11 protein-coding genes are annotated in these 16,004 nt (G+C 62.7%); 5 read left to right on the top strand and 6 right to left on the bottom strand.

Annotated elements, in window-relative coordinates:
- Positions 1-3: 3 nt before the first annotated feature.
- On the bottom strand, positions 4-3,462 hold the full coding sequence (gene mfd, locus ACSBPU_RS14810; RefSeq protein WP_442592804.1) for a transcription-repair coupling factor: 3,459 nt from the start codon (positions 3,460-3,462) through the stop codon (positions 4-6).
- Positions 3,463-3,491: 29 nt separating this feature from the next.
- On the opposite strand from mfd, the gene ispD reads away from it, so the two are divergent.
- Positions 3,492-4,277, top strand: a complete 786-nt coding sequence (ispD, locus tag ACSBPU_RS14805) for a 2-C-methyl-D-erythritol 4-phosphate cytidylyltransferase (protein ID WP_442592803.1) — start codon at positions 3,492-3,494, stop codon at positions 4,275-4,277.
- Positions 4,278-4,299: 22 nt separating this feature from the next.
- On the top strand, positions 4,300-4,788 hold the full coding sequence (gene ispF / locus ACSBPU_RS14800) for a 2-C-methyl-D-erythritol 2,4-cyclodiphosphate synthase (RefSeq protein WP_442592802.1): 489 nt from the start codon (positions 4,300-4,302) through the stop codon (positions 4,786-4,788).
- 36 nt (positions 4,789-4,824) lie between these two features.
- Here the strand turns inward: ispF and ACSBPU_RS14795 are convergent, their stop codons facing one another.
- The 4 genes from ACSBPU_RS14795 to ompR all read right to left on the bottom strand — a co-directional run bounded on the left by ACSBPU_RS14795 (position 4,825) and on the right by ompR (position 8,351).
- Positions 4,825-5,343 (bottom strand): carboxymuconolactone decarboxylase family protein, encoded by a 519-nt coding sequence (locus ACSBPU_RS14795; RefSeq protein ID WP_442592801.1) that lies wholly within the window; start codon positions 5,341-5,343, stop codon positions 4,825-4,827.
- 109 nt (positions 5,344-5,452) lie between these two features.
- Positions 5,453-6,001, bottom strand: coding sequence for a redoxin domain-containing protein (locus tag ACSBPU_RS14790; protein ID WP_180068154.1), 549 nt, complete (start codon positions 5,999-6,001; stop codon positions 5,453-5,455).
- 154 nt (positions 6,002-6,155) lie between these two features.
- Positions 6,156-7,568 carry an ATP-binding protein gene (locus ACSBPU_RS14785; RefSeq protein ID WP_442592800.1) on the bottom strand — a complete coding sequence of 471 codons (1,413 nt, stop codon included), beginning with the start codon at positions 7,566-7,568 and terminating at the stop codon, positions 6,156-6,158.
- 48 nt (positions 7,569-7,616) lie between these two features.
- Entirely contained in the window at positions 7,617-8,351 is a 735-nt protein-coding gene (gene ompR, locus ACSBPU_RS14780) for an osmolarity response regulator transcription factor OmpR (RefSeq protein WP_180068156.1), read from the bottom strand.
- A 281-nt stretch (positions 8,352-8,632) separates the two neighbouring features.
- Here ompR and tsaB point away from each other — a divergent pair, with 281 nt between their 5' ends.
- Both tsaB and ACSBPU_RS14770 read left to right on the top strand, forming a co-directional pair.
- Positions 8,633-9,871 carry a tRNA (adenosine(37)-N6)-threonylcarbamoyltransferase complex dimerization subunit type 1 TsaB gene (gene tsaB / locus ACSBPU_RS14775; protein WP_442592799.1) on the top strand — a complete coding sequence of 413 codons (1,239 nt, stop codon included), beginning with the start codon at positions 8,633-8,635 and terminating at the stop codon, positions 9,869-9,871.
- Complete coding sequence (locus ACSBPU_RS14770) at positions 9,868-10,812, top strand: uracil-DNA glycosylase (protein ID WP_442592798.1); 945 nt, start codon at positions 9,868-9,870, stop codon at positions 10,810-10,812. The genes tsaB and ACSBPU_RS14770 overlap by 4 nt, the downstream gene beginning before the upstream one ends.
- 46 nt (positions 10,813-10,858) lie before the next feature.
- Here the strand turns inward: ACSBPU_RS14770 and lplT are convergent, their stop codons facing one another.
- Entirely contained in the window at positions 10,859-12,166 is a 1,308-nt protein-coding gene (lplT, locus tag ACSBPU_RS14765) for a lysophospholipid transporter LplT (protein WP_442592797.1), read from the bottom strand.
- A gap of 289 nt (positions 12,167-12,455) precedes the next feature.
- On the opposite strand from lplT, the gene smc reads away from it, so the two are divergent.
- The gene (gene smc / locus ACSBPU_RS14760; protein WP_442592796.1) at positions 12,456-15,980 is read left to right on the top strand and encodes a chromosome segregation protein SMC; all 3,525 of its coding nucleotides are present in this window, start codon (positions 12,456-12,458) and stop codon (positions 15,978-15,980) included.
- Positions 15,981-16,004 lie beyond the last annotated feature (24 nt).

Here is a 16,004-nt window from a genome sequence, read left to right as displayed (position 1 = left end):
CCTTCAAGCCAGCGCGCGCAGCACGTTGCGCACGGCGTCGATGCGGGCGGAAACCTGTTGTCCCTGCTTGATCTCCACCTTGAGCTTGTCCTGGCCGGCCAGTTTCACGTCCTTTCTCTTTTGCACCAATTCGATGATGCGCAGCGGATCGACGCTGGGCTTGGCCGAGAACTGGATCATGGCCTGGTTTTCGCTCGCGTCGATCTTGACCACACCCAGCGGTTCGCCGCTCAAGCGCAGGCGATGGGTGGCAAGCAGCGTCTGCGCCGCTTCGGGCAATTTCCCGTAGCGGTCTATCAGTTCTTCCTGGATGGCGATCATGTCGTCTTCATGGCGAGCATGGGACAGCTTCTTGTACATGCCCAGCCGGGCATGTACATCGGGGCAGTAATCGGGTGGCAGGAGGGCGGATGCATGCAGGTTGACTTCGCACAGTGAGGAAAAGGGCGAATCCAGATCCGGCTCTTCGCCGGACTTGAGTGCTCGCACCGCAGCGTTGAGCATCTCGGAGTACATGGAGAATCCGATTTCCTGGATATTGCCGGACTGAGATTCGCCCAGCACTTCCCCGGTGCCGCGGATCTCCAGGTCGTGCATGGCGAGGAAGAAGCCTGCACCCAGTTCCTCCATCGCCTGTATGGCCTCCAGGCGTTTCTTGGCGTTCGACGTCATGGCATCCTCGCCGGGCGTCAGCAGGTAAGCATAGGCCTGATGGTGGGACCGGCCGACGCGGCCCCGCAATTGATGCAGCTGGGCCAGTCCGAGCTTGTCCGCCCGGTGTATGACGATGGTGTTTGCCGTGGGAACGTCGATGCCGGTTTCGATGATGGTCGTGCACAGCAGCACGTTGAAACGCTGCTGGTAGAAGCCTTTCATGACTTCTTCCAGTTCGCGCTCCGGCATCTGCCCATGTGCGACCGCGATGCGGGCCTCGGGGACGAGTTCTTCCAGTTTGGCGCGCCGGTTATGGATGGTCTCGACCTCGTTGTGCAGGAAATATACCTGGCCCCCGCGCTTGAGTTCGCGGAGCAGCGCCTCGCGTATCGTGCTGCCGTCCTCGCGCCGGACGAAGGTCTTGATGGCCAGGCGTTTTTGCGGCGCGGTGGCGATCACCGAGAAGTCGCGTATGCCTTCCAGCGACATGCCCAGCGTGCGGGGAATGGGGGTGGCCGTCAGCGTGAGCACATCCACCTCGGCCCTCAGCGTCTTCAGCGCTTCCTTCTGGCGGACGCCGAAACGGTGCTCTTCGTCGATGATGACGAGTCCGAGATCCTTGAACTTCACGTCCTTCGACAGAATCTTGTGCGTGCCGATGACGATGTCCACACTGCCTTTGTTGATGCCTTCCACCGCCGCGCTGATCTCCTTGCCCGAACGGAAGCGCGATAATTCCACGACCTTGACCGGCCAGTCCGCGAAGCGGTCGGCAAACGTCTGGGCATGCTGCTCGGCCAGCAGGGTGGTGGGGCAGAGCAGGGCGACCTGCTTGCCATTGAGCACCGCGATGAAGGCAGCGCGCAGTGCGACTTCCGTCTTGCCGAATCCCACGTCTCCGCAGACCAGTCTGTCCATGGGCTGGCCGGAAGTCATATCGCCGATGACCGCTTCGATGGCTGCCGCCTGGTCTGGTGTTTCCTCGAAGCCGAAGCCTTCCGCAAAGGCCTGGTAATCATTGGGCGCCACTTTGTAGCGGTAGCCGTCGCGGGCGGCGCGCTGCGCATACAGCGCCAGCAGTTCCGCAGCGGCGTCGCGCACTTGCTTGGCCGCTTTGCGGCGCGCCTTGTCCCACTGGCCCGAACCAAGCTGATGCAGTGGCGCGTTCTCGGGATCGGCTCCGCTGTAGCGGGCAATGACGTGCAGCTGAGACACCGGAACGTACAAGGTGCTGCCGGTGGCGTACTCGAGATGCAGGAACTCCATGGGCCCTTCGCCAAGATCCATCTCGACCAGCCCGCAATACCGGCCTATGCCGTGCTGGGCATGGACCACCGGGTCGCCCTCGCGCAATTCCGACAGATCGCGCACCATGGCTTCGACGTCGCTGCTGGCCTGCTGGGCACGCTTTCCGCGACGCAGCGTCCTTGCCTGTGTCGGATAAAGATTGTTCTCCGTCAGCAGCGTCAAGCCCTGCTCGGCGAGCCCGAAGCCATTGGTCAGAGGCGCAGTGACGAGTGCGAAGTGCGTGGCGGACTCAAGGGCCTCCTGCAGCGATTCGCTCGGCGAATCGGGCCGGATGCCGAACTCCGCCAGCATTTGCATCAGCGTTTCGCGCCGCCCCGGTGAGTCGGCGCACAATACGACTTTGCTGCGGCCCTGTCCCAAAAGCATGCGCAAACTGGCCAGCGGGTCGTCCGCGCGCCGCGCGACCGCCACGTCCGGGGCCTGGAAGAAGTCCGGATGGGTCTCTCCCGCAACAAGCGCCAGCCTGGGAAAGGACTTGAGACGGATGAAGAGATCTTCCTCATCGAGGAACAGTTGGCCGGGCGGCAGGACGGGGCGCTCCCGGTCGCTCTTGAAGAACTGATAGCGACTGTGCGTGTCGGCGGCGAATCGCTGTATGGCCTGATTGATGTCCCCCAGCGTCACGGTGACGGCTTGTTCAGGCAGGTAGTCGAACAGCGTGGCCGTGCCTTCGAAGAACAGCGGCAGATAATATTCGACGCCCGCGAAGGCAATGCCGTTGCCGATGTCCTTGTAGGGCAGTGCGCGCGAGGGGTCGCCTTCGAAGATCTCCCGGAACCGGGCGCGGAACTGGTTGCGCGCCGATTCGTCCATCGGAAATTCGCGCCCCGGCAGCAACTGGATTTCCTTTACCGGATAGAGGCTGCGCTGCGTATCCACGTCGAAGCTGCGGATGGATTCGATCTCGTCGTCGAAGAGATCCAGCCGGTAAGGCAGGACCGAACCCATGGGGAAGAGGTCGATCAGCCCTCCGCGGATGCAGAACTCTCCGGGCGCGGTCACCTGCGTGACATGGGTATAGTTGGCCAGGGTAAGCTGGCGCCGCAGGCCCTCTTCGTCCAGCTTGTCGCCCTGCCTGAACGAGAAGGTATAGGCGGCGAGAAAGTCGGGCGGAGCCAGCCGGTACAAGGCCGTGGTGACCGGGACCGTAAGGATGTCCACCGCATTTTGCATCAGTGCATGCAGCGTGCGCAGGCGTTCCGAAATCAAGTCCTGGTGCGGGGAAAAACTGTCGTAGGGCAGGGTTTCCCAGTCGGGCATCTGCCTGACGCGCAGGTCCGGCGCAAACATTACGATTTCATCGGCCAGCCTTTGGGCGGTCAAAGGATCGGCGCAGAGCACGACGATGGTCTGCCTGGCCTGCTGGGCAAGGTCCGCGAGCAGCCAGGCGTCGCCGGAGCCGGGCGGCAGCGCTTGCGCATGTCTTTGCCCGGGGCGCAGTGCGGCCAGTACGGTTTTGGTCGAGGGAAGGGTCAAAAGAGAGGAGGATTCTGTAGCCATGTAGCCTTGCATTATAAAATGCCTTTCCTATGGAAAAGAAACTGATTGCGATCGTCCCCGCAGCGGGCATCGGCGCGCGCGCGCAGGCTGCCGGGTCTGATGCGAGGTCCCCTCTGCCCAAGCAATATCGTCCGCTCAAGGGCGAGCCCATGCTGCGCTGGGCGGTGAAGGCCTTGCTCCGCGATCCGCGCATACATCAGGTGAGAGTGGCCGTGGCGCCGCAGGACACCTGGGCGGAGGCGGCACTCTCCGGCCTGCCTCGCACGGTATGGAGGGCTTGCGGCGGGCCAAGCCGGGCCGATACCGTCCGGGCGGCCATCGAAGACGCCGGGCTCCGCCCCGATGACTGGGTGCTGGTCCATGATGCCGCACGGCCGGGCTTGCCGGCTGGTGCGCTGGCCCGCTTGCTGGATCACTGCCTGGCGCTGGATGCCGGAGGATTGCTGGCGCAGCCGGTGGCGGATACGGTCAAGCGAGCGGCCGTTGTGCCGTTGGCGAATCTGCCTGCCGCAACCGATGGCGACGCGCTGACAGTTGTGCCGCATGCCGAGGCAACCGTTCCGCGCGACGGGCTGTGGCTGGCCCAGACGCCTCAGATGTTTCCCGCGGGGCTGTTGCTGGCCGCCTTGCGCCAGGCGGCGGCCGATTCGGCGGAGATCACCGACGAAGCCTCCGCGCTGGAGCGCCTGGGATACCAGCCTTGCCTGGTGCCGGGCTCTGCGCGGAATTTCAAGGTGACTTGGCCCGAGGATTTCGATTTGATGGAAAAATGGCTACCGGATGCGCCGATTTCGGCGTCGACAGGCCCGGAGTAGCCGCTTGAACAAGGAAGCAGTAATGGATTTTCCATTTCGTGTAGGACAAGGATTCGATGTGCATGCGCTGGTCGAGGGGCGGCCCTTGATCATCGGCGGAGTGTGCATTCCGCACGAACGGGGCCTGCAGGGCCACTCCGATGCGGACGTCCTGCTGCATGCGATCACCGACGCCATCCTGGGGGCTGCGGGCATGGGCGATATCGGGCGCCATTTCCCCGATACCGATCCGGCTTACAAGGGCGCCGACAGTCGGGTCCTGCTCCGGACGGCGATGCAGAAGCTGCGGGATGCGGGCTGGAAGGTGGTGAACGTGGATGCGACCATACACGCGCAAGCGCCCAAGATCGGCCCGCATGCGCCCGCCATGGCGGCCAATATCTCGGCCGACCTGGGGGTGGATCCAGCCGATGTGAACATCAAGGCGAAAACCAATGAAGGGTTGGGCTACCTGGGACGCAAGGAAGGCATTGCGGCCACTGTGGTGGCCCTGCTGGCAAGAAAGGCCTGACGGGCCTGCGCCGCCCGGCCCGGATTCCGCAGGATGCTATTGCCCCTCCGCCGCGAGCACCAGCGAGGCCGCATTGACGACTGCCGCAATCCGGCCTGCGTCGCGCAGCTGCTCTGTCGTGTAGCCGGCTTTTTTCAGATTCTGGTGATGCGAGCGCACGCAGAAATGACACTTCCCGACAATGGAAGCGGCCAGCGCGAAGAGCTCGAACCGGGCCTGCTCGATGCCGCCATGCGTGGCGTACGCGTTCATGCGCAATTGCGGCGGAAGCGTCTTGAGCTGCTCGTCGCCGGACATTTCCACGTAGGGATAGTAGGTATTGTTCATGCCCATCAGGGCGGCGGCGGTCAGCACGCCAGTGGCGTCGGTATCCGAGAGTCCGGACCTGAAGGCCCGGACCAGGACCTGGCTGCGGGCGGCATAGGCGGCCGCCAGGGCGACGCCTACGGCGTCTTCGCGCTTCAGAGAAGAGCGCGCTATGGTGCCGTCCAGATTCAGGCGGACGTCTTTCGCCCAGTCCGGGATCAAGCTTTTGATCGATGCAAGAAATTCCATGATTCAGACCTGTATCATCGAAACACAAAAAAGCCCGGACCATGCCGGGCCGGAGGCCGGTGCCGCCTGGCGGGCTTGACTGGCACCAGGCTTCAGCGCCCGGGCAGGCTTACAGCGTATCGCCGCCCAGACCCCGATTGCAGGGGCAGAGCTCGTCGGTTTGCAGGCCATCCAGAATGCGCAGGATCTCTTCAGGATTGCGCCCGACGTTCAGATTGTTCACCGATACGTGCTGGATGACGTTGTCGGGGTCGACGATGAAGGTGGCCCGCAGCGCCACGCCTTCCGTCTTTTCACGTATGCCCAATTGGTCTATCAGCGAACCGGTGGTGTCGCCGAACTGGTAATGGCCCAGCTTGCTGAGGTCGGTGTGTTCGCGCCGCCAGGCGAGCTTTACGAACTCGTTGTCGACCGAGCCGCCCATCAGCACGGCATCACGGTCTTCGAAATCCTGGACCAGGTTGTTGAAGCCCACGATTTCCGTCGGGCAGACGAAAGTGAAATCCTTGGGATAGAAGTAGATGACCTTCCATTTGCCGGGAAAGGAGCTTTCGGTGATGTCTTCAAACGCCGAGACGGCGTTTTCCTCGTGGTGATTGAAACCTGGCTTGACACCGGCCACTTTGAAGGGTTCAAGCTTGTCGCCAACTGTTTTCATCTGATCTCCTGAATTCGGGGAATAACAACCGTATGGTCGCACATGGCGGCGCAAAATTCCATGAGGTGGAGTTGGGGTCAGGCCCCGTACGGGGTCTGACCCCGAAGCCTCCAGGGTCGGACCCCGCATGGGGTCCGACTCCAGCGTCTCCAGGCTAGCGTTCCGGGGTCAGACCCCGCATGGGGTCTGACCCCGCGTTCCGGATACGGACCTTGGGAATCTCGATGCGGGCAAGGAGGCCGCCTGGCGGCTCGGAAATGAGTTCCAGCTGGCCGCCCACCTGGCCAAGCAGGCGTTCCACGATGGCCAGGCCCAGGCCCGCGCCGCTGACGCCGGTGCGGGCTGACTCGCCTCGAGAAAAAGGGCGCAGGAGCCGGTGCACGTCCGTCGATGCGATGCCGGTGCCCTGATCCTTGACTTCGATGGCAAGAATATTGCCCTGCTGCCTGGCCGACAGGGCGATGCGGGCTTTGCCGTCGGATGGGCTGCGACCGTAGCGACGGGCGTTCTCGAGCAGGTTGCCAACGATGCGCTTGAGGTCGTGGGCATTGATCTTGGCATAGAGGTTGGGCTCTATGGACGCGGTGAGTTCGCCCCCCAGGGATTCCGTATGGCTGCGTTCACGCTCATACAGGTCTTGCAGAACCGACGAGATGTCCGTGCCCTGTTCGGGCACCACGCCGGCCGGCCGCGCGTATTCCATCAGTTGGCCGATGCTGTGGTCGATCTGCCCCAAGTCTTCGTCGATCGCCTGGCGTGTTTCCTCGGAGACATCGCTCATCTCGATCTCCAGCCGCATGCGCGCCAGCGGAGTTCGCAAGTCGTGGGAAATGCCGGCCAGCATGATTTCGCGATCGGCTTCGGTCTGGCGTATGTCACGCGCCATGCGGTTGAAGGCGATGTTCATGTCTCGGATCTCGGCCGGCCCTTTTTCTGGCAGCGGGGAAGGCGTTTCCCCGCGAGCCAGTTGCTGAGCGACCTTGGCCAGCTGCGCAAGGGGGCGGTTGACGAAGCGGACGCTGACGGCCGCGCCGATGAGCGCCAGCAGCAGGGCGGTAAGGCCCCAGCCCAGCCATTCCGCGCCAGCGGTCAGCCCCAGTTGCTCGCGATCGAATACCAGCCAATATTGATCATTGTTGATTTCGAAACTGACCCAGACGCCGGGCGTCTGGTTCACCGACCACATGACCAGGGTTTCCGGGCCCAGCCTTTCCTTGATGTCGCGCGCGACGTGCTTCCAATAATTCGAGCTGGGCAGCCCTCCCAGAACATCGGTGGGCTCGTGGGGCTGGACGCGGAGGCTTTCCTTGGTGGCCAGGTCCAGAAGCAGGGCGGGCCGCACGCTGGTGGGCGCGTAGATGAGGGCCGAACGCGTGATGCTGACGGCGGTCGTGACGCGCTGCGCCATCTGTGCGGCGCGCGGCCCTTCTTCCATGCTGAAAAAAACCTGCAGCCAAGCGCCCAGGCTGACCAGCATCAGTCCCGCCAGAAGCAGGAATGACCGGCTGAACAAACCCAGGCGGAGACGCGATGTTTTCTTGCTGCGAGCCTTCTGCGGGGGAGACATATCCGATCGAGGGTATCACGCCCGCTGTGTGCCAGTGAGCGCTGTGTGTCAGTGGCCGCCGTCCGGCACGAACACGTAGCCCAGCCCCCAGACGGTCTGGATGAACACCGGCTTGGATGGATTGGGCTCGACCAGCTTGCGCAGGCGGGAAATCTGCACGTCCAGGCTCCGGTCAAAGGCTTCGTACTCCCGGCCGCGCGCGAGTTCCATCAGCTTGTCACGGGACAGGGGTATCTTGGGATGACGGGCAAATACCTTCAGGACGGAGAATTCGCCGGTGGTGATGGGAACCTGCTCGTTGTTCTTGGTGAGCGTGCGGGTGGAAAGATTGAGTACATAGGGACCGAATTCGATGGACTCGTTTTCCTGGCTGGGTGCGCCCGGGTGCTCTTCGGTGCCGCGGCGGCGCAAAATGGCATTGACGCGCGCAAGGAGCTCCCGCGGATTGAACGGTTTGGAAAGATAGTCGTCGGCACCCATTTCCAGGCCAACGATGCGGTCGATTTCCTCGGCCTTGGCGGTCAGGATGATGATGGGGGTGTTATCGTGCCCGCCTCGAAGGCGGCGACAGATCGACAGCCCGTCTTCACCCGGCAACATAAGGTCGAGTACCAGCAAGTCGAAGTGCTCGCGCTGCCACAATTTGCCCATTTCCTTGGCATCTTCGGCTACGAAAACATTAAAACCCTGCTCCGAAAGATAACGTCGCAGCAAATCGCGTAAGCGAGGATCGTCGTCAACGACGAGGATTTTGCGAGATAGAGATTGGTTTTGTGTGTTCATGAGGAAAATGTAACAGGGTGGAGTTAAGCCGTACAGGGGTCTGTAGCAAGATATTACACATTAAGCGTATAGTAGAAATTGCAATTACATTCCCTTCGGGCACACGGAACCCCATAGGAACTGTATCGCTTGGATGTTTGGCAGTCTCCTTCTGGTTCTCTGTTCTTTTTGGTCGCTGCAAATTCATTTTATCCGCTTGCCGACGCAAGCGATACTATTTTAGGGTGGGCCGCTCGTGATTGTCCGTCCGACATTTGCCGTAGACAGTAAAATGGGCGGCTATGACAGTCCATATCCTTGCTCTAGAAACCTCTTCAAGCGTCTGCGGCGTGGCCCTGCTCTCGTGCTCCGACGACGCGGTGCGGGTGTTCGTCCAAGAGCACGACGCGACCGGCGAGCACGCCGAGCGCCTGCTCCCCATGGCCGACGGTGTCATGCGTGAAGCCGGCATCGACAGGGCGCAGTTGTCGGGGGTCGCTTTCGGGCAAGGGCCCGGCGGCTTTACGGGCCTGCGTGTAGCCTGTGGCGTGGCGCAAGGCATCGCCTATGCGCTTGGCGTTCCCGTCGTGCCGATTGTTTCGCTCCTGGCCGTGGCCGAGCGCGATCGGAACAGGCAGGCGCAGACCGGTGCAGTCCGGGTCGTCGTTCAGGATGCGCGCATGGGCGAGGTATACCTGGGTGTCTACCAAGACCGCGTGGCGGGCACGGCCGTCCAGTGGGAAACCTTGCAAGCTCCTGTGCTGCTCGATGCGGCCGACGTCGGCCCCTGGCTGAGCCAGGCGTGGCCGGAATGGCCCTCAACCGGGCACCGTCCTCCTGTACTGAGGCTCGTGGGAGACGCCCTGGACGCATATCCCGATCTCCGGCTCATCCGATTGGACGGAATCGACACCGAGGCCGGCGACGCGTTGCGCGCGGACGCCGCAGCCATCGCGAGCCTGGCGCTCCAGGCATGGCGAGATGGCGCAACCCTGGCGCCGGATCACGCCATGCCCCTGTATGTCCGCGACAAGGTTGCCTATACGACGCGCGAGCGTGAGTCGGGCGCCGGAGGCAATCCGCGCGCTGAAGGCTTTCCGATACGCATTGAGCCCATGCTGCCGGAACATCTGGACGATGTCGCCGAAATCGAGAGCCTGGTGCAGTCGTTTCCCTGGAGCCGGCGCAATTTCCAGGACGGCCTGGACGCGGGCTACACCGCCTACGTGGCTCGGCAGGCCGGGCGGACGGTAGGTTTCTACATGGCCATGTTCGCACCTGATGTCGCGCACGTGCTAGTCATTGCCGTGGCGCCCGACCAGCAGAAAAAAGGAATCGGCGGCCGTTTGCTGGACCATTGCGAACAAATGGCCCGCTCGAAGCAGTTGCCGGCCATCATTCTCGAGGTTCGGCCTTCGAACGGCAACGCGCTGGCGTTCTATCGGCATGGAGGCTATCAGCAGCTGTCCACCCGGCGGGACTATTATCCCGCCGCCGACGGCAGGCGCGAAGACGCCTGCATCATGCAGAAAGCATTATGAACGCGCCCGAACTGACCCGCGTCCAGATTGCATGGCTGCAGGAGATCGGTATCGATCGCCGCATGCTGGCGCATTACGTCGCGCAAGGCGAATTCGGCGATCCCGGCACGGCTCCCGTCCGACAGGGGGCAGCGGCGCCAAGCGGGCCGGACATCGCCGCTCCGGCCGCCGATGCGCCGCCCCGTGGCATACGGCCTCCGGCCCAGACGCCTCCCCCCAGGCGGGCACCGCAGGCTGCGGCGCCTGCGGCCGAAACACCGCCGGTCAGGGCCGAGGTCGCGGGCGACTGGGATGGCTTGCGCGAGCAAGTCGTGTCATGCCAGGGCTGCGCGCTTCATAGTGTCCGGGGCCGCGCGGTTTTTGGTTCGGGAGACGTCCAGGCGCCGCAGCTGATGGTGATCGGCGAGGCGCCCGGCGGCTCCGATGATCGAGCCGGGCTGCCATTCCAGGGCAAGGCGGGCATTCTTTTGCAGGCCATGCTCGCGGCGGCCGGCCTCGACGGCGCAACGGCCTTCTACACGAACCTGGTCAAGTGCCGTCCTTTGGGCAACCGGCCGCCCACCGCTGAAGAAGTGCAGGCTTGCATGCCTTACCTGCAGCGCCAGATTTCGCTGGCAAAGCCGCGCCATATCCTGGCCCTGGGCAACTGGGCCGCTCAAGCGCTGCTGGGCACCGAAGGAGAACTAGACGCGCTGCGCGGCGCGGTGCACGTCATTCGCAGTGAAACAGGCGAGGAAACCAGCGTGGTCGCAAGCTACCATCCTGCTGCGCTGCTGCTGCGGCCTCAGCACAAGGCCGATGCCTGGCGGGACCTGGCATTGCTGCGCTCGCTCGTGCGGGAGGATGGGTCAGACCCGGTGGCGAAAAAGGGGTCAGACCCCAGGTCTGACCCCATAACATCACCCGAGGGGTCAGACCCCATTCGGGGTCTGACCCCTTAAAATCGCCTGGGGGGTCAGACCCCGTACGGGGTCTGCCCCCAAGCCCCTACGGTTTCAGGGCCTGGCCGTGGCCGTGCTGGCCGATGGTGCTTTCCAGATTTGGATTTGCCCGATGGTTGATGCGGTTCCAGCGGATGAAAATCAGCATCAGCGTCGCGACCAGCACGCCGAAGATGACGATGATCACATTGATGGGCAGGTTGAGCCATAGCATCAGGCTGTAGATCGCAAGCATCAGAAGGATGTTCAATTGCTCATTGAAGTTCTGCACGGCAATGGAATGCCCCGCGGAAAGCAGTACGTGGCCGCGATGCTGCAAGAGCGCGTTCATGGGTACGACGAAAAATCCCGACAGTGCTCCGACCAGCAGCAATACGCCGTAAACTTCCCAGGTTTCGCGAACGATGGGCATCAGCATGACGGCAAAGCCCATGACCACCCCGACCGGCAATACCGATAATGCCCGTTTCAGCGGCACGCGGCCTGCCAGTATGGAACCAAAGACGGTGCCCACCGCCGCGATGCCCATAAGGACTGAAGCCTGATCCAGGCGATAGCCCAGATGCTGCGCACCCCATTCGATGACGATGAACTGCAAGGTAGCCCCGGCGCCCCAGAACAAAGTGGTGACGGCCAAGGAAATCTGGCCCAGCTTGTCATGCCACAGAATGCTGACATACCCGCCGAACGTTCTGATGAGCTTGACGGGATTGGTCTGTTGCTTGGGATAGCGGACGTTGGTCAGCGGTATGAGGAGATTGGTGCCGGCCGCCATCAGGTACACGAAGGCGATCATGAAAATGGCCGCTTCGGCCCGTGTCTGCGCGAACTGCGCAATCCCCGAGTGGGCAAGCAGCATGTCGGACACCGACGGGTGGATGAGGATGCCGCCCAGTACCGTGCCGATGATGATGGACAGCACAGTGAGCCCTTCGATCCAGCTGTTTCCCTTCACCAGCAAATGGGGCGGCAGCATTTCGGTGACGATGCCGTATTTTGCGGGCGAGTAGGCGGCGGCGCCGATGCCGACCAAGGTGTACGCACAGAAGACGAGTATCAATTGCGAATGATGATCCGAACCCAGCGTCTGGTAGCTGAACATCAGCAGGCAGCCGCTGATCTTGATGGCGTTGGTGATGAACATCACCCGCCCCTTCGGGAAGGAGTCGGCGAATGCCCCGACGAAAGCGGCCAGCACCACATAGGCAAGCGCGAACCACCATTTCATCATGGGCGCCATCCAGTCGGGGCCTTGAAGATCGGCGATCAGCGCAATAGCGGCAATCAATAGCGCGTTGTCGGCGACAGACGAAAGCGCCTGGGCGATCATGACCAGATAGAAGCCTTTTTTCAAAGCGAAATCCCTGTTTGTTTGGCGGGGCGAGGTTCAAGAACTGTTGGACAAGTCGTCGCTCGCTTTATCCACAGCTTCTTTATGCAAATAGCAAAAAAATGTTATCGAGTATAGCGTCGGCTCAAGGCCCGGACGAAAAATAATAGCGTAGTTTCGTTCTCACATAGGAGCGGGGACCGGAGGGTGCGTTATCATACGAGCCGGTTACCTGCCAGTATGGCCGCCTTTTTTTCATGAATGCCTGTTTCTGCGAATACAGGCCATCGCCTTAATTTATTGATCGCTTACTGTGCGCCTGACCCAGATAAAACTCGCTGGTTTCAAATCGTTCGTCGAGCCGACCATCATTCCCACACCCAGCCAGTTGGTGGGCGTCGTAGGCCCCAATGGCTGCGGAAAGTCCAACATCATCGATGCGGTGCGATGGGTGCTGGGCGAAACCCGGGCTTCCGAATTGCGCGGCGAATCCATGCAGGACGTAATTTTCAATGGATCGGGCCATCGCAAGCCCGCGGCCCGGGCGTCGGTCGAGCTGGTGTTCGACAATTCCGAAGGCCGCGCGGCCGGGCAATGGAGCACGTATTCCGAAATTGCCGTGCGGCGCGTGCTGACCCGGGACGGGACCAGCAGCTATCTGGTGAACAACCAGCAGGTGCGGCGGCGCGACATCCACGATATCTTCCTGGGAACGGGGCTCGGGTCGCGCGGCTATGCGATCATCGGCCAGGGCATGATCAATCGCCTGATCGAGGCCCGCCCCGAAGAACTGCGTGTTTTCCTGGAAGAGGCGGCCGGCGTTTCACGCTACAAGGAAAGGCGGCGGGAGACCGAGAACCGGTTGTCCGACACGCGCGAGAATCTGACCCGGGTTGAAGACATCCTTCGCGAACTGGGCAGTCAGCTGGAAAAGCTCGAAACCCAGGCCGAGGTCGCAAAGCGATATCGCGAGCTGCAGGCGGACGGCGAACTCAAGCAGCACGCCTTGTGGCTGATGAAGGAAAGCAACGCCAAAGAAGATCAGCGCGCCAAGTTCGTGGCCATCGAACAGGCGCAGACCGAGCTCGAGGCTTCCATGGCGGGATTGCGCGCAGGCGAATCCACGCTCGAGTCCCGGCGCCAGGCCCACTACGCGGCCAGCGACGCCGTGCATGCCGCACAGGGCCAGTTGTACGAGGCGGGTGCGCAGGTCAGCCGGCTGGAAGCGGAGATCAGGCACGTGGTCGACTCGCGCAATCGCGTGCAGGCGCGCCGTGCGCAATTGCAAGAACAGTTGCAGGAGTGGGCCGATCAGCAGGCCCACTGCGCCGAACAAATCGCCCAGGCGGAAGCCGATCTCGAAGCCGCGGCCGCGCGCACGGAAGAGTCCCGCGCCCGGGCCGAACAGGCCCAGATGCAGTTGCCGGACGTCGAAAGCCGCGTCCGCGGCGCAGCGACGGCGCGCGATGAAATGCGAAGCGCGCTTGCCGCGCTCGAACAGCAGCTTGCGCTGGTGGCGCAGGCTCAGCGCGATGCCGACCGCCAGTTGCAAGCGCTGGAAAACCGGCAGGAGCGCCTGGAGCAAGAACTGCGCGATCTCAACGCTCCGGATCCCGCCAATATCGAGCGCCTGGCGGGCGACGGCGCCGCAATGCAGGAACAGCTGGAAGAGGCGCAGGCGCAGCTTGCCGAGCTCGAAGAGCGCCTGCCCGAGCTGGACGATAAGCGGCGCGCCGCCCAAAGCGCGGCACACGAAGAAGCGCAGGCGATGGCACGGCTGGATGCGCGCCTGACTGCGTTGACCAAGCTGCAGGACGATGTGCAGAAACAGGGAGCGCTGGAACCCTGGCTGGCGCATCATGAACTGGATCGCCTGGGCCGGCTTTGGCAAAAGCTCAGCATCCAGCCAGGCTGGGAAACCGCGCTGGAAGCGGTCTTGCGCGAGCGCATGGCTGGACTCGAACTGCGCAGGCTCGAACATGCCAGCGCATTCGCAGCAGACGCGCCGCCGGCCAGGCTTGCGTTCTATCAGTTGCCCGGCGTCCAGGCGCCTGATGCCGCAGTGCCGGGCCTCCAGGGCCTGAGCAGCCTGCTGCGCATCAGCGATCCGGAACTCAGGACTTTGCTCAACGACTGGCTGAAGGGCGTCTACGTCACTGACGATCTTGGCAAGGCGCTGAGCCTGCGCGGCGAACTGCCGCCCGGCGCGATGTATGTGGTTCGGGAAGGCCATCTGGTCGATCACCACAGCCTGCGCTTCTATGCACCCGATTCCGAGCAGTCGGGGCTGCTTGCGCGTCAGCAGGAAATTGAAAATCTGCAGCGCGATGTCAAGGCGAGGCAGTTGATCGCCGACCAGGCCGTCGCCGCGGTCGCGCAAGCGGAAAGTGCATGGCAGCAGGTATCGCAGGCGCTCGGTCCGGCGCGCCAGCGCGCCGCGGAGCTTACCCGGCGCCTGCATGACATCCAGCTCGAACATTCTCGTCTCAAGCAGCAGGCCGAGCAGTCCGAAGAGCGGGCGACGCGCCTGCGCGAGGATCTGGCCGAGATCGCCGCCCAATCCGAGGAGTTGCGCGCTGCCAGGGAAGAGGCGGAAGTGCGGTTCGAAGAGCTGGATCTCCAGCTCGCGGAGCACCAATCGCGATTCTCGGACGCGGAAATATCCGGCGAGGCCTTGCAGCAAGAGGCGGAAGGAGCCAGGCAGCAATTGCGCGACCTGGAACGGGCGGTACACGAATCCGAATACACCGAACGAGCATTGCAGACCCGTATCGCCGACCTGAAGCGCAATCTGCAGCTGGCAGCGGACCAGGCCCAGCGTGCGTCGGCGGAAATGGAAGGCCTGCAGGGCGAGCTCTTCGAGCTGGACGCCTCGGCATCGCAGGCTGGCCTGCAGGAAGCCCTGGAGGTCAGGGCCGAGCGCGAGGAATCCTTGCGCCTGGCCCGCATCGAGCTGGACAACCTTGCCGCCATGCTGCGCAGCGCCGACGAGGAGCGCATTGCGTTGGAGCGATCGCTCGAGCCCCGGCGTGCCCGCATCATGGAACTTCAGCTGCAGGAGCAGGCGGCGCGGCTGGCCGTCGAACAGTTCGCCGAGCAGCTCGATGCGCATCAAGTCGATCGCGCAGGCCTGCAGCAGATGCTTGATCAGAAGCCGGAGGAATGGCGCCGCACCGGCTGGCTGCAATCGGAGGTGCAAAGAATATCCCGTGCCATCGACGGCCTGGGCTCGGTCAACCTCGCCGCGCTGGATGAACTGTTGGCCGCGCGCGAGCGCAAGGGCTTCCTGGATGATCAGCATCAGGACCTGTCCACCGCCATCGAGACCCTGGAAGACGCCATCCGCAAGATCGATCGCGAGACTCGCCAGCTGCTGCAAGACACCTTCGATACCGTGAACCACCACTTTGGCGAGTTGTTTCCGCGGCTTTTCGGGGGCGGCGAGGCCAAGCTGATCATCACCGGCGACGAGATCCTGGATGCGGGCGTGCAAGTCATGGCCCAGCCGCCCGGCAAACGCAACAGCACCATCCATCTGTTGTCGGGGGGCGAAAAGGCGTTGACCGCGACAGCGCTGGTGTTCGCCTTGTTCAAATTGAATCCGGCTCCGTTCTGCCTGCTCGACGAAGTCGACGCGCCGCTGGATGACGCCAATACCGAGCGCTATGCCAATTTGGTAAGCAGCATGAGCGAGCAGACTCAGTTCCTGTTCATTTCTCACAATAAAATTGCGATGCAGATGGCCAGGCAACTGGTCGGGGTTACCATGCAAGAGCAGGGCGTGTCGCGTATCGTCGCCGTCGACATAGATTCGGCCCTGCAGTTGGCGGAGGTCTGATAGTGTATGCGTATAAACGTTTGG

The sequence above is a fragment of the Parapusillimonas sp. JC17 genome, assembly GCF_052180245.1.
GTDB lineage: Bacteria > Pseudomonadota > Gammaproteobacteria > Burkholderiales > Burkholderiaceae_B > Parapusillimonas.
This window is presented reverse-complemented; position numbering and strand designations above follow the sequence as displayed.